22 protein-coding genes and 1 pseudogene are annotated in these 22,112 nt (G+C 65.4%); 15 read left to right on the top strand and 8 right to left on the bottom strand.

The genetic code is table 11. The features are described 5' to 3' along the window. Positions 1-13: 13 nt before the first annotated feature. The gene (locus tag CCUG20998_RS00735; RefSeq protein WP_020731292.1) at positions 14-1,237 is read left to right on the top strand and encodes an acyl-CoA dehydrogenase family protein; all 1,224 of its coding nucleotides are present in this window, start codon (positions 14-16) and stop codon (positions 1,235-1,237) included. A gap of 30 nt (positions 1,238-1,267) precedes the next feature. Further along, the gene (locus CCUG20998_RS00730) at positions 1,268-2,323 is read left to right on the top strand and encodes a phosphotransferase family protein (RefSeq protein WP_020731291.1); all 1,056 of its coding nucleotides are present in this window, start codon (positions 1,268-1,270) and stop codon (positions 2,321-2,323) included. Between the two features lie 20 nt (positions 2,324-2,343). On the opposite strand, the gene CCUG20998_RS00725 is transcribed toward CCUG20998_RS00730, so the two are convergent. Together CCUG20998_RS00725 and CCUG20998_RS00720 are read right to left on the bottom strand one after the other, a co-directional pair. Beyond that, on the bottom strand, positions 2,344-3,384 hold the full coding sequence (locus tag CCUG20998_RS00725) for an LLM class F420-dependent oxidoreductase (protein ID WP_020731290.1): 1,041 nt from the start codon (positions 3,382-3,384) through the stop codon (positions 2,344-2,346). Positions 3,385-3,442: 58 nt separating this feature from the next. Further along, a complete protein-coding gene (locus CCUG20998_RS00720) occupies positions 3,443-3,874 on the bottom strand; it encodes a nuclear transport factor 2 family protein (protein ID WP_011742421.1) in 432 nt (143 codons plus the stop codon). A gap of 127 nt (positions 3,875-4,001) precedes the next feature. Here CCUG20998_RS00720 and CCUG20998_RS00715 point away from each other — a divergent pair, with 127 nt between their 5' ends. The 6 genes from CCUG20998_RS00715 (at position 4,002) to CCUG20998_RS00690 (ending at position 9,937) form a co-directional block, all read left to right on the top strand. Next, positions 4,002-4,568 carry a PadR family transcriptional regulator gene (locus CCUG20998_RS00715; protein ID WP_012392152.1) on the top strand — a complete coding sequence of 189 codons (567 nt, stop codon included), beginning with the start codon at positions 4,002-4,004 and terminating at the stop codon, positions 4,566-4,568. 139 nt (positions 4,569-4,707) lie between these two features. Further along, positions 4,708-5,925, top strand: coding sequence for a GNAT family N-acetyltransferase (locus CCUG20998_RS00710; RefSeq protein ID WP_020731289.1), 1,218 nt, complete (start codon positions 4,708-4,710; stop codon positions 5,923-5,925). A 76-nt stretch (positions 5,926-6,001) separates the two neighbouring features. After that, on the top strand, positions 6,002-6,622 hold the full coding sequence (locus CCUG20998_RS00705) for a TetR/AcrR family transcriptional regulator (RefSeq protein ID WP_020731288.1): 621 nt from the start codon (positions 6,002-6,004) through the stop codon (positions 6,620-6,622). A gap of 28 nt (positions 6,623-6,650) precedes the next feature. Further along, on the top strand, positions 6,651-7,862 hold the full coding sequence (locus CCUG20998_RS00700; RefSeq protein WP_020731287.1) for an acyl-CoA dehydrogenase family protein: 1,212 nt from the start codon (positions 6,651-6,653) through the stop codon (positions 7,860-7,862). Positions 7,863-7,930: 68 nt separating this feature from the next. Beyond that, positions 7,931-9,139 carry a glycosyltransferase gene (locus tag CCUG20998_RS00695; RefSeq protein ID WP_020731286.1) on the top strand — a complete coding sequence of 403 codons (1,209 nt, stop codon included), beginning with the start codon at positions 7,931-7,933 and terminating at the stop codon, positions 9,137-9,139. 54 nt (positions 9,140-9,193) lie between these two features. Beyond that, entirely contained in the window at positions 9,194-9,937 is a 744-nt protein-coding gene (locus tag CCUG20998_RS00690) for a CPBP family intramembrane glutamic endopeptidase (protein ID WP_012392147.1), read from the top strand. Between the two features lie 21 nt (positions 9,938-9,958). Here CCUG20998_RS00690 and CCUG20998_RS00685 read toward each other — a convergent pair whose 3' ends face one another. Then, a complete protein-coding gene (locus tag CCUG20998_RS00685) occupies positions 9,959-11,122 on the bottom strand; it encodes an AAA family ATPase (RefSeq protein WP_020731284.1) in 1,164 nt (387 codons plus the stop codon). A gap of 132 nt (positions 11,123-11,254) precedes the next feature. Here CCUG20998_RS00685 and CCUG20998_RS00680 point away from each other — a divergent pair, with 132 nt between their 5' ends. The 4 genes from CCUG20998_RS00680 (at position 11,255) to CCUG20998_RS00665 (ending at position 13,932) form a co-directional block, all read left to right on the top strand. Beyond that, complete coding sequence (locus CCUG20998_RS00680) at positions 11,255-11,746, top strand: MarR family winged helix-turn-helix transcriptional regulator (protein WP_020731283.1); 492 nt, start codon at positions 11,255-11,257, stop codon at positions 11,744-11,746. A 30-nt stretch (positions 11,747-11,776) separates the two neighbouring features. Continuing rightward, positions 11,777-12,193 carry a DUF5313 domain-containing protein gene (locus CCUG20998_RS00675; protein WP_020731282.1) on the top strand — a complete coding sequence of 139 codons (417 nt, stop codon included), beginning with the start codon at positions 11,777-11,779 and terminating at the stop codon, positions 12,191-12,193. A gap of 95 nt (positions 12,194-12,288) precedes the next feature. Then, complete coding sequence (locus CCUG20998_RS00670; RefSeq protein WP_020727644.1) at positions 12,289-12,687, top strand: Zn-ribbon domain-containing OB-fold protein; 399 nt, start codon at positions 12,289-12,291, stop codon at positions 12,685-12,687. Between the two features lie 30 nt (positions 12,688-12,717). Further along, positions 12,718-13,932: a thiolase family protein gene (locus tag CCUG20998_RS00665; RefSeq protein ID WP_020731281.1), complete on the top strand. Its 1,215-nt coding sequence runs from the start codon at positions 12,718-12,720 to the stop codon at positions 13,930-13,932. Positions 13,933-13,941: 9 nt separating this feature from the next. Here CCUG20998_RS00665 and CCUG20998_RS00660 read toward each other — a convergent pair whose 3' ends face one another. Continuing rightward, positions 13,942-14,517, bottom strand: coding sequence for a TetR family transcriptional regulator (locus CCUG20998_RS00660; RefSeq protein WP_011742432.1), 576 nt, complete (start codon positions 14,515-14,517; stop codon positions 13,942-13,944). A 314-nt stretch (positions 14,518-14,831) separates the two neighbouring features. On the opposite strand from CCUG20998_RS00660, the gene CCUG20998_RS00655 reads away from it, so the two are divergent. The 3 genes and pseudogenes from CCUG20998_RS00655 to CCUG20998_RS29140 form a co-directional block, all read left to right on the top strand. Then, positions 14,832-15,698 carry an amidohydrolase family protein gene (locus tag CCUG20998_RS00655; RefSeq protein ID WP_020731280.1) on the top strand — a complete coding sequence of 289 codons (867 nt, stop codon included), beginning with the start codon at positions 14,832-14,834 and terminating at the stop codon, positions 15,696-15,698. Between the two features lie 7 nt (positions 15,699-15,705). Beyond that, positions 15,706-17,931: an acyl-CoA dehydrogenase family protein gene (locus CCUG20998_RS00650; RefSeq protein WP_020731279.1), complete on the top strand. Its 2,226-nt coding sequence runs from the start codon at positions 15,706-15,708 to the stop codon at positions 17,929-17,931. 154 nt (positions 17,932-18,085) lie between these two features. After that, positions 18,086-18,973 (top strand): annotated as a pseudogene (locus CCUG20998_RS29140) (amidohydrolase family protein); the annotation flags it as partial. Between the two features lie 287 nt (positions 18,974-19,260). Here the strand turns inward: CCUG20998_RS29140 and CCUG20998_RS00640 are convergent. The 4 genes from CCUG20998_RS00640 to CCUG20998_RS00625 all read right to left on the bottom strand — a co-directional run bounded on the left by CCUG20998_RS00640 (position 19,261) and on the right by CCUG20998_RS00625 (position 22,010). Next, positions 19,261-19,527: a YdeI/OmpD-associated family protein gene (locus CCUG20998_RS00640; protein ID WP_012392139.1), complete on the bottom strand. Its 267-nt coding sequence runs from the start codon at positions 19,525-19,527 to the stop codon at positions 19,261-19,263. 51 nt (positions 19,528-19,578) lie between these two features. Then, positions 19,579-20,763 (bottom strand): MFS transporter, encoded by a 1,185-nt coding sequence (locus CCUG20998_RS00635; protein ID WP_020731277.1) that lies wholly within the window; start codon positions 20,761-20,763, stop codon positions 19,579-19,581. A 158-nt stretch (positions 20,764-20,921) separates the two neighbouring features. After that, complete coding sequence (locus CCUG20998_RS00630) at positions 20,922-21,641, bottom strand: NUDIX hydrolase (protein WP_012392137.1); 720 nt, start codon at positions 21,639-21,641, stop codon at positions 20,922-20,924. Positions 21,642-21,650: 9 nt separating this feature from the next. Beyond that, positions 21,651-22,010, bottom strand: coding sequence for a hypothetical protein (locus CCUG20998_RS00625; RefSeq protein ID WP_012392136.1), 360 nt, complete (start codon positions 22,008-22,010; stop codon positions 21,651-21,653). Positions 22,011-22,112 lie beyond the last annotated feature (102 nt).

The following is a 22,112-nucleotide window of genomic DNA, read 5'->3' as shown; positions in this document are numbered from 1 at the left end:
GCCAGAGGTTCTCATGTCACTGTTCGATATTTCCGATCGCGCCAAGCAGTACCAATCAGACCTGCTCGAGTTCATGGATTCCCAGGTGTACCCGGCCGAGGCCGTCTACGACGAACAGATGCGCGCCGCCGGCGACCCGCATTTCCATCCTCCGATCTTGGAGGAACTCAAGGCCGCGGCCCGAAATCGCGGGCTGTGGAACCTGTTTCACCCGCACCCCGAGTGGGGGCCGGGATTGACCAACCTCGAGTACGCGCCGTTGGCGGAGATCCTGGGCCGCAGCCACATCGCCTCGGAGGCCTGCAACTGTAGCGCCCCGGACACCGGCAACATGGAGGTGCTGACCCTCTTCGGCACCGATGAGCACCAGCAGCGCTACCTCAAGCCGCTGCTGGAGGGCGAAATCCGCTCTGCCTTCGCCATGACCGAGCCCGCGGTGGCCAGCTCCGATGCGACGAACGTCGAGATGTCGATGGTGCGCGACGGTGACAGCTACATCCTCAACGGGCGAAAATGGTTTGCGTCCAACGGCATGCACCGTAATTGCAAAGTCTTGATCGTGATGGGTAAGACCGACCCCACCGCGCCGGTGCACCGCCAGCAATCGATGATGGTGGTGCCGATCGATGCGCCGGGCCTCACCGTGCGGCGCAACCTGCCCGTCTTTGGCTACCAGGACCGCGAAGGACATGCCGAAATCGACTTCGTCGACGTACGGGTGCCGGTCAAAGACGTGCTCAAGGGCGAAGGCGAGGGATTTGCCATCAGCCAGGCCCGGCTGGGCCCCGGCCGCATTCATCACTGCATGCGCGCGATCGGCATGGCGGAGCGGGCGCTGGAGTTGATGTGCAAACGAGCCCAATCCCGGGTCACCTTCGGCAAGCCCATCAGCGAGAACGCGAACGTGCGCGACTGGATCGCCGAGGCCCGGATCGAGATCGAGATGATCCGATTGCTGACCCTCAAGGCCGCCTACCTGATGGATACGGTCGGAAACAAACAGGCCCGTACCGAGATTGCGGCGATCAAGGTGGCGGCCCCCAACATCGCGCTCAAAATCGTCGACCGGGCCATTCAGGTGCACGGCGGTGGCGGGGTCACCGACGACTTTCCGCTGGCGATGGCCTGGGCCCACCTGCGCACCTTGCGGCTGGCAGACGGCCCAGACGAGGTGCACAAACGAGCGATTGCCACCCAAGAGTTGCGCAAGTACCGCAACGGCGGCCACGGATCGTGAACCCGGTCAACCGCACCGGTGCCCGGACCCATGAGTGAGGACATTCCCGGTGTCCACGCCGACGCGGTGTCACGGTGGCTGGTCACGCTGGGGCACCAAGTCGCCGCACCACTGCGTTTTCAACGCATCGGTCTCGGTCAGTCGAATCTGACCTACCGGGTCACCGATGCCGCTGGCCGCGCCTGGGTGTTGCGCCGCCCGCCGCTGGGGCATCTGCTGGCCTCGGCCCACGATGTGGTGCGCGAGGCCCGCATCATGGCCGCGCTGGCCGAGACCGACGTGCCGGTTCCCCGGATCCTCGGATTTACAACGGATTCGGAGTTTTCGGAGGCGCCGTTGGTGTTGATGGAGTTCGTTGATGGATTGGTCGTCGACACCATGGAGGTTGCCGAGGCGCTGACGCCACGGCAGCGCCGCCAGATCGCCTTGTCGTTGCCCCGCACCCTGGCCAAAATCCACGCCGTCGACCTGGCGAAGGTGGGGCTCGACGATCTGGCCAGCCACAAGCCCTACGCCCAGCGCCAGCTCAAACGCTGGGCGGGACAATGGGAACTGTCCAAGACGCGCGAGCTTCCCGAACTTGACGACCTGACCCGCCGCCTGGTCGCCGCCGCTCCCGAGCAACGGGAAATCAGCTTGGTGCATGGGGACTTTCATCTGCGCAACCTGATCACCTCGCCGGAGACCGGCGCGGTGGTAGCGACCCTGGACTGGGAACTGTCGACGCTGGGCGATCCGCTCGCTGACATGGGAAGCCTGCTCACCTACTGGATGGAGCCCGGTGAATCTGGCGTCGGTGACTTCGCACCCTCGACCCTCGACGGATTCCCCGACCGCGCCGAAATGACCCGCCTCTATCTAGAGGAGACCGGCCGCGATCCGGCCGCGCTGCAGTACTGGCATGTTCTCGGGCTGTGGAAATTGGCGATCATCGCCGAGGGCGTCATGCGACGGGCGATGGACGAGCCGCAGAACAAGGCGTCTGAGGGGACTCCGACCGTCGCATGGATCGATGCGCGGGTACACATGGCTCGCGAAATCGCCGATGCCGCAGGCATGAACCAAGCCTCCGACTCAGCTTCCTGACCCGGAAAAGCCCCGGGCGCCTAGTCGACCAGTTGGCGAAGCGTGTCGATGAGCTTCACCCGCTCGGCAGCCGTTTCCGCGATCGGCGCCACATTCAATGTCGTGACCCCGGACTCGCGGAACGCCGCCAGCCGGTCCCTGACGAACCCTGGCGTGCCGATCAGGTTGACGTCTCGCACCAGCTCGTCTGGGACAACCTTGGCGGCGCCGTCCTTGTCCCCGGCCAGGTACAGCTGCTGGATTCGGTCCGCCTCGGCTCCGTAGCCATATCTGGTCGCCAGCATGTGGTAGAAGTTCTTGCCCTTGGCACCCATCCCCCCGATGTAGAGCGCCAGATGCGGCTTCACGAATTCGCGAAGGGATTCCACGTTGTCACCGATCGCCAGCACCGGGCCGGCATACACGTCGAGTTCGCCCAACGCCGGGTCCCGTTTGGCCCGGCCGGCCGCCAGCGCCTGGCCCCAGACATCTTGGGCCTTCTCCGGCAGGTAGAAGATGGGCTGCCAGCCTTCGGCCACTTCGGCCGCCAACTCGACGTTCTTGGGCCCCAACGCGGCTAGCAAGATCGGGATACGCTCCCGCACAGGCTGATTGATGATCTTGAGTGGCTTGCCCAGCCCGGTACCCTGGTCGGCCGGTAGCGGGATCGTGTAGTGCTTACCCTGATATTCCAGGCGCTCACGGCGCCACACCTGACGACAAATCTCGATGATTTCGCGGGTACGCGCAATCGGGGCGTCATAGGGCACCCCGTGAAAGCCTTCGATCACTTGCGGACCTGAGGCACCGAGCCCAAGGGTGAACCTACCGTCGGATACATAGTCCAGCCCGGCCGCGGTCATCGCCGTCAAGGTGGGCGTCCGCGTGTACAGCTGCAGGATGCCCGAGGCGAGCTGAACGCGGTCCGTGCAGGCCGCCAGGTATCCAAGAGCACTGACGGCGTCGAACGAATACGCTTCGGGCACAAAGACGATGTCCAGTCCGGCACGTTCGAGGTCGGCCACTTCGGCGGCCACCTCCTTGAAGCCGCCCGCGTAATTGATGGCCAATCCGATTCGCATGACCAACACCCTTCCTCAAATTTGTTCACGCTCGGCGCGGAGCCAAGCGATGAAAGTTCTATGCCCCGGCGAACTGCTGGGCCAGTTCCAGCGCCTCTTGTTGGATCCGGTCGAACTGGGCGCCCATCGCCTCCGACAACGCCATGGCACCCGACATTGGCCGCACCATCACCATGAAGTCATCGATCAGCCCGTCCTCGTTGAAATGCAGGAAGTCACAACCCATGACCTTCTTACCCGACGCCCCGGAAGCCCCGGCAATCGTCGCCTCGAACACGAAGGCGTGGTCGCGTCCGTTGCCGTCGGCGATCTCGCGGATGTAGCGAAAGTCTTCGAACACCCGCAGAACACCGCGCAGCAGCGCTGCGGTGATCGCTTTGCCCACGTACGGTTTGAACACTACCGGGCTGGTAAAGACCACCGTGTCGGCCAGCATCGCCTCAACGGCTGTCACATCACGTTCTTCAACCGCCTTACGGAACGGATGCATCAAACACCTCCACCTAGTGTATTTATCGAATATTCATATTTTTAGGTAGCCGCCGTCGCGCCCATAGCGAGCGAACCACTCACGAAGCCAGTTCGCCAGATCTTTCTTGCCATGTATCATTGGCCAGATGTCACTCCGTGACGCGGTTTTGGCTGCCCTCTTGGAAGGCGAGTCGTCCGGATATGACCTCGCGAAAGAGTTCGACGCCTCGATGGCGAACTTCTGGATGGCCACACCACAGCAGCTGTATCGCGAGCTCGAACGCCTGACCGAGCAGGGGCTCATTCAGGCCCGTGTAGTCCACCAAGAGCGCCGGCCCAACAAGCGCATGCACTCGTTGACCGAGTCAGGTCGTGCGGCAATCCTGCAGTTCACCAGCAAGCCGCCCAAGCCCGCGGTGATTCGCGACGAACTGCTCATCAAAATTCAGGCCTGCGATGCCGGAAACATCGACGCCGTTCGGGAATTCGTTGTCGAGCTACTGCAATGGGCCACGGCAAAACTGGAGCGCTACGAGCGGGCGCGCAGGCGCATGCTGGACGGCCGCACCGAGCAAGAATACTTGACCCAGGCCGAACGGATAGGCCCTTACCTGACGCTGCTGCGCGGAATTTCCTTCGAGCAGGCAAATATTCAGTGGGCCGAGCAGACGTTGAAAATCCTGGACTTCCGTCTCGCTACGCAAACGGGATAGAAAGCGACTGCGCGACCCTGGGGAAAAATTGCCCCAGACGGCAATTTCGGCCGGACACTCGGGCCCATGCCGTCGGCGCGCATGACCCGATCCTGACGCACTGCAGACCAGCCTCGCGCGGACGCGACATGATGGCCGGGTGAGCACCAACATCCGCGTTCTCGACACCGAGCAAGACCTGATGGCGGCGGGCAAAGTGTTCCGCATCGCCATGGTCGGCCTACCCCCCATGCCGAACCTGTCGCCGGGCCAGATCACCACGCTTCTCGAGCCCGGGCGAACCGTGGGCACATTCATCGATGAGCAACTGGTCGGTACCGCCGACGCCGCCACCAGCGACCTGACCCTGCCCGGCGGAGCGATCGTGCGCCATGCCGCCGTGACGCGCATCGGCGTGCTGCCGACGTTTCGCCGCCACGGCATCGCCACCGAGCTGATGAGCCATCAGCTACGCGACTTCGCCGCACGGGGCGAGACGGTGGCGACGCTGCGAGCCTCGGAGGCAACCATCTATGAACGGTTTGGCTACGGCGTGGCCAGTTCAGCGCAGAGCGTTGAAATCCAGACGGCACGGGCGACGTTGCGCCCGGGAGTCGGAACCGGCGGACCGGTGCGGCTACTCGACACCGCCGACAGCTGGGACGTCCTTGCCGGGATCTACGCGAGGAATCGGCCGTCACGACCGGGAACCATTGACCGCCCGGGGGTTTGGTGGCATTTCCAGCGACTGCGCGCCGAAACATCGTCGGGGCCTTCGTATATCGCAGTCCACGGCGAGCCCGGGCGGGAGACGGGATTCGTCCGCTACCGCCCCATCGACACCGAGAAGTGGTTCGTCGCCGACCAACACACCATCGTGGTCGAGGACTTCTTCGCGCCGACCGGTGCGGCCTATCTTGGATTGCTGCGTTTCCTGTTCGGACTCGATCTGATTGACCGCGTGGTCTTCTGGATGCTGCCTTTGGACGATCCGCTGCCCTGGCTGCTTGTTGATCGGCGGGCCATGAAGGTGACGGCGGTGCATGACGAGACGTGGCTGCGCGTGATCGATGTCCGGGCCGCCTTGGCCGCCCGGCGTTATTACGGCGATGGCACCGTCACCATCGCGATCGATGATCCCTTGCTGGCCGGCAACTCGGGTCACTTCACCATCTCGGGCGACGGGGCCGAACCGACGAGTCGGCGTCCCGCGTTGCACCTCGACGTTGCAGGACTTGCCGCCGTCTTGCTCGGTGGCGCGCGTTGGCGCGACCTCGCCATGGCAGGTTTAGCCCGGTGCGAGGACCCGACCGCACTTGCCGTTGCCGATCAGCTGTTCGCGGCGCCAGATGCGCCCCACGCCGGGTTCTTCTTCTAGGGCGTACTGGCGTTCTACCAGGTACTGGTGGCGCAGAGCACTTGCGTCCGACGAGGTGAGTGAGTACTCTCTCACCATGTCCACGTCCGGACGAGATCGCCTGCTCTCGGCGGCACTGAAGCTCTTTGCCGCCAAGGGCTACGCGGCGACGTCGGTCGCCGACATCCAGCGCTCCTCGGGCCTCGCGCCGGGATCTGGCGCGTTGTACAAGCACTTCGGCTCCAAACACGAGCTGCTCGAGGCCGCGGTTGAGCACCGCATCGACAGCATCGTGGCAGCGCGCGAGCAGTACGACGCCGGCGAGCCCGGCGGTGTGGAGCAGGCGGTGCGAACCGCCGGACACCTCATCTGGACCAACCTGAAACAGAGCGAGGATTTACTCAAGGTGATGCTGCGCGAGCCCGGTGCACTCGGTGACCTCGACGAGAAAACCTGGCAGATCATCACCGACAACGCCTACCAGCGATTCGCCGACGAACTGGCGGCGTCCAACCGGTCGGGCCGCACCCGAATACCCGATCCCGAAGCGGCGGCCAGCGTCGCCATCGCCTCGCTGTCCTACGCCGCGACGCTGCAGGCACTGACCGGTCGCTCGCCCGGAAACATCGATGACAACCGCTACTTCGAGGCGTGGGTCAATCAGACCGTCAGCATGCTCTCTCAATACACCAACCCCGCGCCCTCCAGAAAATCCTAGGCCGACAACAAATTCCAGGAGTAAGACTGTGACCTTCTCACTAGAACTCAGCGACGACGTGATCGAAGTACGCGACTGGGTGCACAAATTTTCAGCCGATGTCATCCGTCCGGCCGCCGCAGAATGGGATGAACGTGAAGAGACTCCCTGGCCGGTGATCCAGGAGGCCGCGAAGGTGGGGCTCTACTCGCCCGACTTCTTCGCCCAGCAGTCCGTCGAGCCGTCCGGGGTGGGCATTCTCGCCGCGTTCGAGGAGATGTTCTGGGGCGATGCCGGTATCGCGATTTCCATCATGGGCACCGGGCTGGCCGCCGCGGCCCTGGCCGCCAATGGAACTCCAGAACAGCTGGGCCGCTGGCTGCCGGAGATGTTTGGCACCCCCGGCGATCCCAAGCTCGGAGCGTTCTGTTCCTCAGAACCCGACGCAGGCTCCGACGTCGGCGCCATCCGCACCCGTGCGCACTTCGACGAGGCGGCCGGGGAGTGGGTTCTCAACGGAACCAAGACCTGGGCGACCAATGGCGGCATCGCCAACGTGCACATCGTGGTGGTATCGGTACACCCCGAACTGGGCACCCGCGGGCAGGCCACGTTCGTGATCCCGCCCGGCACCAAGGGCCTGACCCAAGGGCAGAAGTTCAAGAAGCACGGCATCCGCGCTTCCCACACCGCTGAGGTGGTGCTCGACAACGTGCGTCTGCCCGAGGACGCGATCCTCGGCGGGCGAGAGAAGTTCGAGGCGCGCATCGCTCGGGTCAAGTCCGGCGCCTCTGCGCGCGGGCAGGCCGCGATGAAGACCTTTGAGCGCACCCGGCCCACCGTAGGGGCAATGGCGGTCGGCGTGGCCCGAGCGGCCTATGAGTACGCCCTGGAATACGCCTGCCAACGCGAACAATTCGGGCGCAAGATCGGCGAGTTCCAGGCGGTGGCGTTCAAACTAGCCGACATGAAAGCGCGCATCGATGCGGCGCGTCTGTTGGTGTGGCGAGCCGGATGGATGGCCCGCAACAATCACAACTTCGATTCGGCGGAGGGATCGATGGCCAAGCTGGTGGCAAGTGAGACCGCCGTTTACGTCACCGACGAGGCCATTCAGATCCTCGGGGGCAACGGCTACACCCGCGACTACCCCGTTGAGCGGATGCACCGCGATGCGAAGATCTTCACCATCTTCGAGGGCACCAGCGAGATCCAGCGCCTGGTGATATCGCGAGCGCTGACCGGGCTGCCCATCCGATGAGCACTCGGTGCGGTAGCGCCGACGGCCGTTGATGATCCGGTAGACGTTCGCAGCCGAGATTTCCGCCGATGAAAGCTGTGGTCGCAAGCTACGGAAGCCGCGGCGACGTTGAGCCCTGCGCCGCCGCCGCGCGCGAGCTGCTGCGACGTGGCCATGAGGTGTGGGTGGCGGCCCCACCCAACCTGGTCGGCTTCCTCGAGTCGGCCGGGCTCACCACGGTCGCCTATGGCCCCGATTCACACCAGCAGATGGACCCCGCCGCGAACCTGGTTGGCGACTTAGCGGCCACGGCCCAGCACCCAATCACCATGGTGCCCAAACTCATTGAACACCTAACCCGGGTGAACGCGGCCAAGAGTGAGACGCTGACCGCGCTGGCGGACGGTGCCGACCTGCTTGTGGCCGGCTTCAACGAGCAGGCGGTGGCCGCCAATGTCGCCGAGTACTACGACATTCCGCTGACCGGGCTGCACTTCTTCCCCGCACCGGCATTGCCGGCGGGCATGCTCTCGACGCTGGCAACGAAAGCCGCCGACGACGCCCAACGCCAGGCGCTGGGACTGCCGCCGGCATCGGAATCCGTCCCGCAGCGGGTCGCGGAACAGGGATCGCTCGAAATCCAGGCCTATGACCAGATCGTCCTGCCCGGACCACCGGGCCGGTGGGTGCAAGCCGATGGCCGACACCCATTCGTCGGCGCGCTGACGTTGCAGTCGCCCACCGATGACGATGACGCGATCCTCGCCTGGATTGCCGAAGGAGCCCCACCGATCTACTTCGGCTTTGGCAGCACCCCGTTGACCTCGCCGGCGGAGCAGTTCGCCATGATCAGTGCCGCGTGCGCTCAGCTGGGTGAGCGGGCGCTGATCTGCGCCGGGCCGAACGACTTTGGCGAGATGCCGCATTCCCCGCAGGTCATGGTCGCACCGGCGGTCAACCACGCGGCGGTCTTTCCGGCCTGTCGCGCGATAGTTCATCATGGGGGCGCCGGAACCACCGCAGCCGGCCTGCGCGCCGGCATCCCCATGCTGATTCGCTGGCTATGGCTCGATCAGCCGATCTGGGCCGCTGGCATCGAACAGCTTGGAGTCGGTGTCGGACAGCCCTTTTCGGCAACCACTTCGGAGTCGCTGGCCGCCGGCCTGGGTGGCATCCTGGCCGCGCAGCACATCGCCCGTGCCCGCACGGTGGCGGCCCAGATGACCCCACCCGCCCACAGCATTGCCATGGCGGCCGACCTGCTCGAGCACACCGCTCACGTCGACCGGCGCAGCTGAGGCGGCTAGTGCGCTAGCGTCACGGCAGTGCAAGCAGAACCCGGCGATGACCCGTTGCTGCCCACCTCGTCGAGCACGCCGGATGCGCCGGCCCTTCGGCCAACCGCGGCGCCCGCACATCGCTGGGGGCTGGGCGCCTTCGTCCTGGTAGAGCTGGTCTACCTACTCAGCTCCACGTTGTTGGCGCTCGTCGTGGCGAGCGCGGGGCCCCGGTCCGCCGCGCTCATTTCACTGGCGGTGGCCGCTCCCACGGTCATCGCGGCGGGGCTGGCCGTATTCATCACGATGCGGCGGGGCAATGGTCCCCGCACCGACCTACGCCTGGGGGGGACGTGGCGCGACGTGCGCTTGGGACTCGTTTTCGGTCTCGGCGGGCTGGTGGTCAGTGTGCCCGCGTCCATGCTCTACGCCTCGATCACCGGACCCGACGCGAATTCGGCCCTATACAAGGTGTTTGGTGACGTCCGGGCCTCATGGCCGTGGGCGGTGGCCGTGTTCATCGTCGTCGTGTTCGTTGGACCGCTGTGTGAAGAGATCCTCTACCGCGGGCTGCTCTGGGGAGCGCTGGAGCGGCGTTGGGGGCAGTGGGTCGCGCTGGTGGTCTCCACCGCGGTGTTCGCACTGGCGCACTTCGAGTTCACCCGAGCACCGCTACTGCTGGTGATCGCCGTCCCGATCGCGCTGGCCCGGTTGTACTCCGGCGGCCTGTGGGCAAGCATCGTCGCGCACCAAGTGACCAACTCACTGCCCGGCTTGGTACTGATGCTGATATTGACCGGCACCATGCCCGCATCCTGAGCGCGTCCGGCCCATCAGCGGTTAGCGGGGCGGCCAATGCCAGGACGGCTGATCGAGCATGCCCTGACCCACGATCCGGGTTTCACCGAGTTCTTTGGTCAGGCGGATGGTGTGCACCTCCGCGGCCTGCTGCAGGCCCGCCACCAGGGGCTCGGAATGGGTAACGACGATTATCTGGCTGCGTTGGGCGGCCGTGGCGATCAGCGACGCCAACGCCGGCAGCAGCTCGGGGTGCAAGCTGGTCTCGGGCTCGTTGAGCACCAGCAACTGCGGCGGCCTAGGGGACAGCAAGGCTGCGCTCCACAGCAGATATCGCAGTGTTCCGTCGGAGAGCTCCGCGGCACCCAATGGCCGCAGCATTCCGGGCTGTTTCAGCGCCAGTTCAAAGCGGCCGTTGTCGCTGGCGACGTCTATCCGACTGCCCTCAAATGCTCGATCGATGGCTTCATCGAGCGCCGCCTCGTCGCCAATCTCGCGAATCGTTTCCAACGCGGCGGCCAGGTCGGCCCCATCGTGCCCGAGCACCGTGGTGCGGGTACCGATCCGGGCCTGCCGGGCGGGTGCGTCGGCATCGGTGCGCAGGTGATCATAAAAGCGCCAGTTCCGGATGCGCTCACGCATCTCGATGAGTTCCGGGGCCCGCACCGGATCGGCCAACTCACTGAGCATCGAATCGAAGGGCCGCAGCGCATCGGTGATCAGGTGCCAGTTGTCGTCACCGTCGCGCAGCCGCGCGACCGGGCCACCCCGTTCGGCAATCGCCGTGGCGCCGCGCCACACCGGCCCGACCCAGAGCGCCTCCACTTTGACTTCGGGATCGAGTTTGAACTTGCTGATCGACGCCTGCGGCAGACCAAGATCCATCGCATAGCCGAAATCTGATCCGGCGAAGCCGAGTTTCAAACTAACCGAATCGGTGCGAACCGTCCCCTGGACCTGGTGGCGACCCTGACGCACCGATTTGCCGATTACCGCCGGCCCGGCCCACATGGTCGAACTCAACCCGCCTTCGCGGGCCAACGCGGCCACCGCCCCGTTGCGGGCCGAGTCGGCCATCAGGCGCAACGCGCGGTAGAGATTGGATTTGCCGCTTCCGTTGGGACCGGTGACCACATTGAGCTGGTGTAGCGGGACCACCAGCTGGCGCAGCGACCGGTAGTTCTCCACCGCGACAGTCACCAGCACCTGGCCACGCTAATCCAAAACCGGCGCGGCGCGCCCGAGCACCCCCGGCGCACCCCATCGCGGCCGCTCAAGCCGAGAAAGTGACCAATGGCCCTATTGCTAGTGCACTAACTATTAGGGCACGATGTAGATATGGCCGCACCAACGACGCCGCAGGCCGATCCACTTGCCCTCGAACAGCAGGTGTGTTTCGCGCTCGCGATCACCAATCGGGCCGTCCTGGCCGTCTATCGCCCGCTACTGGAACCGCTTGGCCTGACCCACCCACAATATCTGGTGATGCTGGCCTTGTGGGATAACCAGAGAACATCATCGGGACAGGGTTCGGCGCTGGCGGTCAAGCAGATCGCCGCGACCCTGCAGCTGGATTCGGCCACGCTGTCGCCGATGCTCAAGCGCCTCGAAGCACTCGGCCTGGTCACGCGGACCCGAAACTCGACCGACGAACGCTCCACCGACGTCAAGCTCACCAGGTTCGGTATCGCACTACGCGAACGGGCGGCTGAGGTACCCGCTGCCGTAATCGCGCGCCTGGGCGTCGACCCGACCGAACTCGAGCAGCTCCACCGTGTGCTCACCCGTATCAATGTGGCGGCCTTGGCGGCCGACGCACCGCAGTCCTAACAGTTCGAAATTGTCCCTATAGGAGTCCTGATGGCCGCCGACAAACCGAATTTCTGGCAGTACATTGCCTACTCGTATGGGAAGTGCCTACCCGATTCGATGCGCAGCTGGGTTGCCAACGACCTGGCCGGCAAGGGAGCCATCCGCCGGCACATGATCAGGTGGGCGCTTCCCCCGATTCTGATCCTCGCCCCGTTGTGGCTGTTACCGGCCTCGCTGTATGTGCATTCCGAGATGACGGTGCCGCTCTACATCTGGTCGCTGTTGATCTCGCTGGCCCTGAACAAGGTCTGGCGCCGGCACCGGCTGGCCCAGCACGGTCTGGATCCCAACCTGGTTGACGTGCTCAAACAGAAGAAGCAGGCGCGGATGCACGACGACTACGCTCGCCGCTACGGCCCGCGGCCCGAAGAGGCGCGCTGGCAGTCCAACAGCAGCCCGTTCTAACCGCCTCGAGCGCGGCCGTCGCCGCATCTGTCGCTGATGGCGCGCACTCGCTACGGTCGGGATAGACCGGGGATAGACATGGCGGAGGTGCTCACATGACCAAGCAGATCCCGTTGGTCGACTACCTGGTGCTCGACGACGGCGATCCGCACCTCATGGCCCGGGAATGCACCCACTGCGGCGCCCGCTTCTTCGACCGCCGCAACGCGTGCGCCAACTGCTTTGCCACCGAGTTCACCACCGTGCCGGTGCCGACCGAGGGCACGGTGCGCACGTTCACCATCGTCACCTTCGCCGCACCCGGGATCCCCACCCCGTTCATCGCGTCCGTGGTCGACTGCGACGGCACCCAGGTCCGCGCCAATCTCATCAACGTCGACCCCGATCCCGAGCACGTGCACGACGGGATGAAGGTGCGCCTGGCCACCTACGCGATCGGCACCGACGCGCAGGGGACCGAAGCGATCGGCTTCGGCTTCGAGCCCGCCACTTGACCATCCGGCACCGCGGAAAGGGCAACGACGATGAGCGCCAGCGACGAGATTTGGATCCTCGGGATCCGGATGACCAAGTTCGGCAAGCACCCCGACCTCGACACCGTCGACCTGGCGGCCCAGGCCGCGATGAGCGCGCTCGATGACGCCGGCGTGAGCATGGCCGACATCGGCGTACTCGCGGCCGGCAACCTGATGGCCGCCAACGCCGGGATCGGTCAGCAGCTACAAAAACAGATCGGCCAGACCGGCATCCCGGTGTACAACGTGGCCAACGCCTGCGCCACCGGGGCCACCGCATTGCGGACCGCCATCATGGCGGTGAAGGCCGGCGAGGTCGACTACGGCATGGCTGTCGGGGTCGAAAAGTTGTCCGGCGCCGGGCTGCTCGGTGGGGGAGGTAAGAAGAAGAAGAGCGACGCCGACGTCTGGACCCCGGCCGGTCGCTACGGCGCGGTCGCGCCGGTGGATGGGCGGATCGGCACCGAGACCATGCCGGGCGTATTCGCTCAGATCGGCACCGAATACGGACACAAGTACGGCGGCACCAGCTTCGAGCTGTTCGCCAAGATCAGCGAGAAAAACCACGCCCATTCGACACTGAACCCGCTGGCCGCCTATCAGAAGAGGTTCACGCTCGAGCAGATCATGAACGACGTCATGATCGCCTACCCCAACACCCGGCCGATGTGCTCGGCCAACTGTGACGGCGCCGCCGCCGCGATCGTGTGCAATGGCGAGACGCTGAAGTCTCTGTCCGCACGGCAGCGTCGACGCGCGGTGAAGGTTTCGGCATCGGTGCTGACCACCGATCCCTACGAGCCGGGCTGCCAGGTCCTGCCAAACGTCAACACGTTGACCCGCAACGCCGCCAAGACCGCCTACGAGCAGGCCGGCATTGGCCCCAGCGATCTCGATCTAGTCGAGCTGCACGATTGCTTCGCCACCGCCGAGCTGGTGCATTACGACAACCTGATGCTGTGCGAACAGGGCGGTGCCGCAGACTTTTTCGAGTCAGGCGCCCCGTGGCGCGACGGCTCCGCGCCGGTCAACGTGTCCGGCGGGCTGCAGTCCAAGGGCCATCCCATCGCGGCCACCGGCATCGCCAACGTCTGGGAGATCTGCCATCACCTGCGCGGCGAGGCCGGCGACCGTCAGATCGACAACGCCAAAGTCGGGCTGGCTCACGTGATCGGTTTGGGCTCTGCGTGCGGCGTGCACATCCTGGAAAGGTCGGCGGCCTAACGCCCCGCTTCACGGATGCGGCCGGCCTTCATCGAGCAGAGCACGCGCGACCCACTCGACATGGCCGAGCGCTTCCTCCAAGGTCAGCCTGCTGGTCAGCAACCCGGTCAGCGCACCGCTAAGTGCGGCGTTGAGAGCGAAGCTGACATTCGAAATGTCTGCTGGGGCAACACCGTGCAGTAGGCGATTGAACATCTCGACGTTGGTGCGATCCATCTGGTCGATCGTCGCTTTCGCGTCCCGATCGGTAGAGGTCATCATCTGAAGCATCAACGCCGTCATCTCGGGATTGCGATGAAAGGCGCGCAACGCTCGGCGCAGGTAGTCCAGGATGCCCGGCAGCGGGTCTTGATCGGGTGAGCCGCTGGCACTCAGAATGCGGCGGGTCAGCCGCATCTGCCAGTCCTGAAGCGCCGCCGCCAACAGGTGCTCCTTGGAACTGAAGTAGCGATAGACGGTGGCCAGGGCCACTCCCGAACGCTGGGCCACGTCACGCATCTGTACCGCGTCGGCGCCGACATCGGCGATCAGATCGATCACCTCTTCGATCACTTTTGCGCGACGAAACAGCTGGCTGGCGGTCATCTCCGCCAGCGGAACGACGTCGGGGTTGGCGCGATTGATCCGCGAGCGGCCCTGCGCCGCCTCGGGCGACGGTGTCAGGTCGGGGGCTGATGTACCGATGGCGCGACCTCCGATTCAACCCGACGGCAAGAACGGGCCCCGTTTCCAGAACGCCCTTCTTTGTGTTGACCAAATGCTACGGCATACAAACGGCATATCCGGCCTGTTGTGCCAGCTTTCGCCCACCACCGTCCTTGACGTAGGTAGAACTCGGTTTCACCATTGTGTCAGGCGCGGTGCTAGTGTCGAAGACTCGCGCCTGATCGGAGGACGCAATGGCCGGACCTGTCGGTTTGCCGGTGATCGACACCATGATCGGATTCCCGCACGAGGGGTCCGCCCAATATGACTTCATTCGCAAGCAGACCAAGGACCGTGAGTCCAAAGAGAACTTCGAGTTCCCCGTCGAGTACATGTTCAAGGACGTGCCCAAGGGCCTGCCCACCGATGATCCGGTGTCCCTGGTGCTGCAGCAGATGGACCGGTTCAACATCGAGAAGGCCATGATCGGGGTCCGGGAGGACTCCGCGCAGCTGGCACTCGAGACATTCCCCGACCGGTTCATCCCGTCCGGAGCGATAGCCGATCCGAACGATGTGATGGGGTCGGTCGCCGCGATCCGTCGGGAATACGAGCAGTTCGGCATCCGCGCGACCTCAGTGTTTCCGGCCGGCACCTTCCCCCAAGTCCCCATCGATGATCCGAAGATGTATCCCATCTATGCCACCTGCGTCGAACTCGGCATACCCATCTTCGTCTGCGCCGGCATCCCCGGCCCGCGGCTTCCTTTCCGGCCCCAGGAGGTTTCCCGGATCGACATCGTGATGTTCGACTTTCCCGATCTGGTCTTCGTCACTCGCCACGGCTGCGAACCCTGGGAGGAGCTAGCCGTCAAGCTGATGCTGAAGTGGCCCAACCTGTATTACTCCACCTCTGCCTTCGCACCCAAGTACTACCCGAAGGCCATCATCGACTACGCGAATTCGCGCGGCGCGGACAAGGTTCTCTATGCCGGCTACTTCCCGATGGGGTTGTCACTGGAACGGATATTCAGCGAGCTGCCCAAGGTCGGCCTCAAAGACGAAGTCTGGCCGAAGTTCCTCTACGGCAACGCCGCTCGAATTCTGGGCTTGACGGGCTGACCATCCAGTGGCGCTGGCGATCACGGCCGAACAAGAGCAACTGGCCCAGGCCGTCGCTCAGTTCGCGGCCCGGCATGCGCCGATAGACAAGACCCGGGCCGCATGGGACTCGATCGCGGCCGGCGAATTGCCGCCGTGGTGGGAGGAATTCACCGCGCACGGCTTTCATGCCGTGCATTTGAGCGAGGACGCCGGCGGCCAGGGCGGCACGCTGGCGGACATGGCCTGCGTGCTCGAGGCGGCCGCCGCGGCGTTGCTGCCGGGGCCGTTGTTGAGCACCGCGACGGCAAGCGCGGTCGCGGGGTTGGCGGACACATCCGCGGCAGCACTGATAGCGGAGCTGGCTGGCGGCGCTACCGCGGCCGTCGTGCTGCCCGAACATTGCGACGTGCGCGCCGCCCGGGTCGCGGCCGGTTGGCGCCTTGATGGCTCGTCTCATACGACGCTGGGAATCTGTGCGGCGCAACGTGTTCTGCTAGCCGCACGTTCCGAAGACGGCGCCCAGCTGTGGTTCGTGCTGGACCCGCGATCGCCGGGTTCGGGCCTTTCGGTCCAGCCGCAGCGCGGCACCGATCTGTGCACCGACGTGGGTGTGCTGACCCTCGCCGACCATGTCGTCCCGGCCGAGTCACTGGTGTCTGGGATCGCGACCGCGCGGGCTCGCTGCCTGGTGGTGGCCCTTGCGGCATGCGCCGCGGCGGGGACGGTACGCCGCGGCGCCGAAGCCGCCGTGGACTATATCCGCACCCGCGAGCAGTTCGGCAAACCCGTTGGGGCCTTTCAGGCCCTGCAGCACAAAGCCGCTGTGCTGCTGGTCAACGCCGAACTGGCCGCGGCAGCGGCCTGGGACGCGGTGCGCGCCGCCGACGAGCCCCTCGAGCAGCACCGCCTGGCCGCTGCGTCGGCTGCCCTGGTGGCGGTGGGTCCGGCCCCCGACCTGACTCTCGATGCCCTGCTGATGTTTGGCGCGATCGGCTACACGTGGGAACACGACATGCACCTGTACTGGCGCCGCGCGATCAGCCTGGCCGCGTCGCTGGGGCCGACAACCCGCTTCAGCCGTGCGGCCGGCGAGCTGGCCCGCACGCTGAGTCGCTCTACCGCAGTCAATTTGGGCAACGTCGAATCCGAGTTCCGGGCCCAAGTAGCGGCCACACTGGACCGGGCACAAGCGCTAGCCAACGAGCATCCCACCGATGACTCCAGGAATCCCGGCCTGGCGCACGGGTCACAACGGGATCTGCTGGCCGAGGCGGGTCTGGCCGCCCCACATCTAGCCAAGCCGTGGGGCCTGGCCGCGACGCCGGTGCAGCAGGTGATCATTGCCGAGGAGTTCAGCAAGCGCCCCGGCGTGACCAAGCCATCCCTGGGTATCGCGGAGTGGATCTTCCCGACGATTCTCGACCGAGGATCCGACCTGCAACGCGACCGGTTCGGGTGGCCCATCCTGCGCGGAACCCAAAGATGGTGCCAGCTGTTCAGCGAACCGGGAGCCGGTTCAGACCTGGCGTCGCTGCGCACCCGCGCCGTCAAGGTCGACGGGGGATGGCTGGTCAACGGGCACAAGATCTGGACCTCCCACGCCGACCGGGCACAGTTCGGGGCGCTGTTGGCGCGCACCGACCCCGACGCGGCGAAACACCGCGGGATCAGCTACTTCCTCGTCGACATGGCGTCCCCGGGCATCGAGGTCTCACCGATCAAGCAGGCCAGTGGCCGGTTCGACTTCAACGAGGTCTTTTTCACCGATGTGTTCGTTGCCGACGACATGTTGGTCGGAAATCCGGGCGACGGTTGGGATCTGGCGGTGGCAACCATGGCCGTCGAACGCACGGCGATAGGTAATTACGTCAATATCGATCGCACGCAGGTACTTCGACACGTGGCGATGGCCGATGGGCTCGACCAGGACGCGGCGCTGCGGGCGGTCGGCGATGTCGAGTCCCACACCACCGCCATCAAGGCGATGGTGTTGCGCGAGACGCTGCGACAGATCCAGGGACAAGTTGCCGGCCCGACCTCCAGCATCGCCAAGTACGCGATGGTGCTGCTGCTGCGGCGGGTCTGGACCGCAACGCTGGGCCTGGCCGGGCGCGTCGCGATGCTGGAGGACTCGGATCCGGCCGTACTCGGGCCGTACTTCGACATGCCTTCCGAGCTCATCGGCGGGGGTACCGCGGAGATCCAGCTGACCGTCATCGCTTCGATGATCCTCGGCCTTCCCCGCAAATAGCTTCACTAAACAGAACACCGTTCTTGCATTTTCCCGGATAGATGAGCGCTATAACGCGCATTTGGCTTGTACAAAGTGAAACATCGTTCTAGCCTTCGATGATGCGGCCTGGCTCGGCTGGATCGGGTCCGGCCACGGAAAGGACACGACGGCGATGAAGACCGAGCTCGGGTTCACGTTCTTCGACTGCGACAACCACTACTACGAGGCGGTGGACGCGTTCACCCGCCACATCGAGCGCGAATACAAAAGGCGTGCCATCCAGTGGGCCCAGCTGGACGGCAGAGCGCGGCTGATCGTCGGGGGCAGGGTAAACAGGTTCATCCCGAATCCGACCTTCGACCCGGTCGGCAAGCCCGGCGCGCTCGACGAGTACTTCCGCGGCCGCAATCTCAGAGGCGCCGACCTCAACGCACTGTTCGGCGACCTGGAGCCGATTCGCCCCGAATACCGTGACCGCGACGCTCGGCTGGCGGCCATGGACGAACAGGGCATGCAGGGCTGCATCATGCTGCCCACCCTCGGGGTCGGGATGGAGCAAGCGCTGCTGCCCGACCGGGAGGCCACGGCGGCGACCTTCCGCGCCTTCAATCGCTGGATGCAGGAGGACTGGGGATTCGCCTATCAGGAAAGGATTTTCGCCGCCCCATACATCACGCTGTGCATACCGGATAACGCCGTGCGGGAGCTCGAGTGGGCGCTGCGCCACGACGCGCGCTTTATCGTCATGGTTCCCGGACCGGTCTCCACCGAGGTCGGCATGCGTGCGCCCGGTGATCCACTGTTCGACCCGTTCTGGCAGTTGGCCAACGACTCCGGCATCACCGTGTGCTACCACTCGGGCGAGACCTACTACTCGAAGTTCATGCCGGCCTGGGGCGAAGCGGACTACATGATGTCTTTTCAGGCGCTGCTGGGCTTTCGGTCGTTGTTCTCCGGGGATCCGTTGCAGGACACCTTCGCCAACCACTTGCACAAGGGCCTCTTTCACCGGTTCCCCAACCTGCGGATGGCCTGCATCGAGAGCGGCTCGGCCTGGGTCTTCCACCTGTTCGAGAAGCTGACCAAGTCCTACGGCCAGATTCCCTTCATCTATCAGGAAGACCCCCGGGAGACCTTCAAACGCGTGCGGATCGCATCATCATGGGTTCGGACTACCCCCACGTCGAAGGACTGGCCGAACCCGCCTCCTACATCAAGGATCTGCAGAACTTCGACTACGCGCCCGACCAGTGTCGCGCCGTCATGCGTGACAACGGCCTCGAATTGGCTCTCCGCCGGCCGGTATGACAGCCGATCGGTCCGGCCCGGAGATTCAGCGCGCCGGGCTCACTTGCCGGTGCGCTCGCGATGCTTGCACCCCGGCCAGCAGCAGGGCCGGCGCTGGCCTTCTTCCAGCTCTTCGCGTGTCCGGCGAATACGGCGCTCACGCGTCTTCTGTTGCTTGGCATCCTCGACCCAGCAGATGAACTCGTTGCGGGCCAAGGGCGTGATGTCGTTCCAGGCGGCCAGCGCGGTGGAGTTGGTCACCAACGCCTCACGCAGGTCTGGGGGCAGCGCGTGTACCACCCCACCGGGCACTTGCTTGCTGCTCACCAGGTCAGCGTAACCCGGTGCGCGCTGCCCCGGTCCGGACTCGAACCCCGATCACCTCGCCCGACGCCGCGTACCGGCCGCGGCGGCCAGCAGCGCGAGCGCGAACACCGCTCCGGCCCCACCCGAGATCAGCAGCGGCAGCCGCCCGTCCACACCCCACAGGAACCCGGCCCACAGTCCCGCCGCCAGCACCGCAAATCCGCTCAGCCCTTGGAACACACCTTGGGCGCTGGACTGTAGCTCCACACTGACAATCGCCGAGATCCAGGCCTTCCCCACACCGTCGTAGCAAGCGGTAAACAGCCCGTAGGCCGCGATCAGCGCCCATGCGGTTGCGGTGTCGGTGGTGATGCCCAGCCCGAGATAGCCGACCGCGAAAAACACCAGCCCAAACGCGTACACCACCGGCCGGCCCAAGCGGTCGGCAAGCGCCCCCACCGGAAAACTCGCCAGTGCGTACACCGCGTTGTAGCCGACGTAGGCCATGATGACGCCCACCACCGAGAAGCCGATCTGCTTGAGCCGCAACAGCAGCAACGCGTCCGGGAAATTGGCGATGCTGAACAAGACCAGAAACGAGACCACCGCCCAGTATCGACGGGGCAGCCGCCGAGTCCCGTCGAGTATCGATGCAGGCTTGGCTTTCGCAAGATTGCGCGGTGGTTCCCGAACCCAGGCGATGAGCAGCACGCTGAGCACAGCGGGAATCACAGCCAGGTAGAGCACCGGGCCGATCTGGTGGTCGAACAGTTCGTATCCGGCCAGCCCGAGCAGCGGGCCGATGACCGCGCCGAGCGTATCCATGGTGCGGTGAAACCCGAATGCGCGACCGCGCTGCGCCGGCTCGACGCCGTCGACCAGCAACGCGTCGCGAGGCGCACCGCGCAGTCCCTTGCCCAATCGGTCCACAACCCGACCGGCCAGTACACCGGGCCAGGCGCCGGCGGCCGCGACGATGAGCTTGCCCAGCGCCGCCATCCCGTAGCCGCTCGCGATCAGTGGGCGCCGGGCGAACCGGTCGCCCAGCGGGCCCGACACGATCTTGGTGAGTGAGGCGGCCCCCTCGGCCGCGCCTTCCACCGCCCCAACCACCGATGGCGGCGCGCCCAATACGGTCGTCAGATAAATCGGCAGCAGCGGGTAGAGCAGCTCGCTGGCCGCATCTTGCAGCAGCGACACCAGCGAGAGCACCCGCAGGTTTCGGGTGAGCCATTGCGGCGCGCTACCGGAAGTCATCGGCGGTCACCTGAAGTCGCCCGCCGCAGGCATTCCCAAGGGGGGCAGCTGGTGCGCTTCGGTGTGTTGAGTGTGCATTTCGAATGAACTTACTGGCGATCCGAAGCCAGCGCCGGGTGTGCGGACGCCACACCGCAGCGGCCTGATTACCCACCGACCTATTTCCAGGCGAAGACCGGTTGTTCGAGTTCGTCGACCGGATCGTCTCGCCCTTCCAGGCACAGCCAGCGCACCTGCAGCAGCACGGCACCCGTCGGCGCATGAATGAGGTCGTTTCCCAACGGGACTTGAACGACCGGCCTGGGGCTCTCCGGGATGGCGACAAACCGCGGCGAATCCTGACGCTGCAGTTGGTGCAGGCCCACCCGGTAGACCGCCACCACCTCGTCGGGCACCGGGTGCGGATCGAGGCGGCCCCCACCCCAGATCACCACCGGGGTGATGACATATCCCGATCGGGTCGGGTAGTCATCGAGCAGGCCCAGCACCGCCGAGTCCGGCAGCCTGATGCCGATCTCTTCGTCCAATTCGCGCAGCGCGGCCTCGATCGCGGTTTCTCCCGGGTCCACGCGTCCGCCCGGCAGTGCCCACTGGGCGGCATGCGCACGGAGCCGAGATGCTCTGCGACACAGGAAGAACGCCGCACCCCCTGACACGTCGACCATGCGGCCGTCGAGTCCGGGCTCCGGCATCGGGCGCCCCCCGATCCACTCGTCGACCGGCGCCGGATCCACCCGGTCCTCGCCGACTTCGGAGTCCACCAGCACCACCGCAACCGCCGCGTGCCGCTTGGTCGGATCGGTGACGGCGCGGCGCTCGTGCGACGTCAGGCGGGCCCGAATCCGCAAACGCAGCGCCTCGTCATAGGTGATCGTCACCGGTCGACCCTATGCCCGGCCACCACCCCGGTGGCTTACCTGTTGCGCGTGGGCGTCCAACATCTGGCGGATCCGATCGACGGCGTCGCGGATCTCCTCGGCGACGCGACGCTCGGGCTGGTCTTGACCCGCGGGCAGGAATCGGCGCCAACTGCCCCACCACGTGCCCAGGCCGGGACCGGGTTCCCGGGCGGTGACATCCCAGACCGTCTCCAGCACGGCCGCCCCGGCACGCGGCGGCGCCACCACCTTGATGGTGATGTCCACGTCATCGAAGTGGAGATAGGCGGCGGCCTTGGTGATCCGAACCTCCCGCACGCCACAAAGCTGGGCGGTATCGATGCTGGGCATCTCGGCATGGCTTTGCATACGGTGCACGGACCAAACATCGCACGAAGTCATCGATGCGCGACACCTCCGATCGGAGGTTTGACCACCGGCGTCTCGGCCCGCGTTCGGCCAGTCACGAAC

The organism is Mycobacterium marinum (assembly GCF_003391395.1).
In the GTDB taxonomy this organism is placed as follows: domain Bacteria; phylum Actinomycetota; class Actinomycetes; order Mycobacteriales; family Mycobacteriaceae; genus Mycobacterium; species Mycobacterium marinum.
This window is presented reverse-complemented; position numbering and strand designations above follow the sequence as displayed.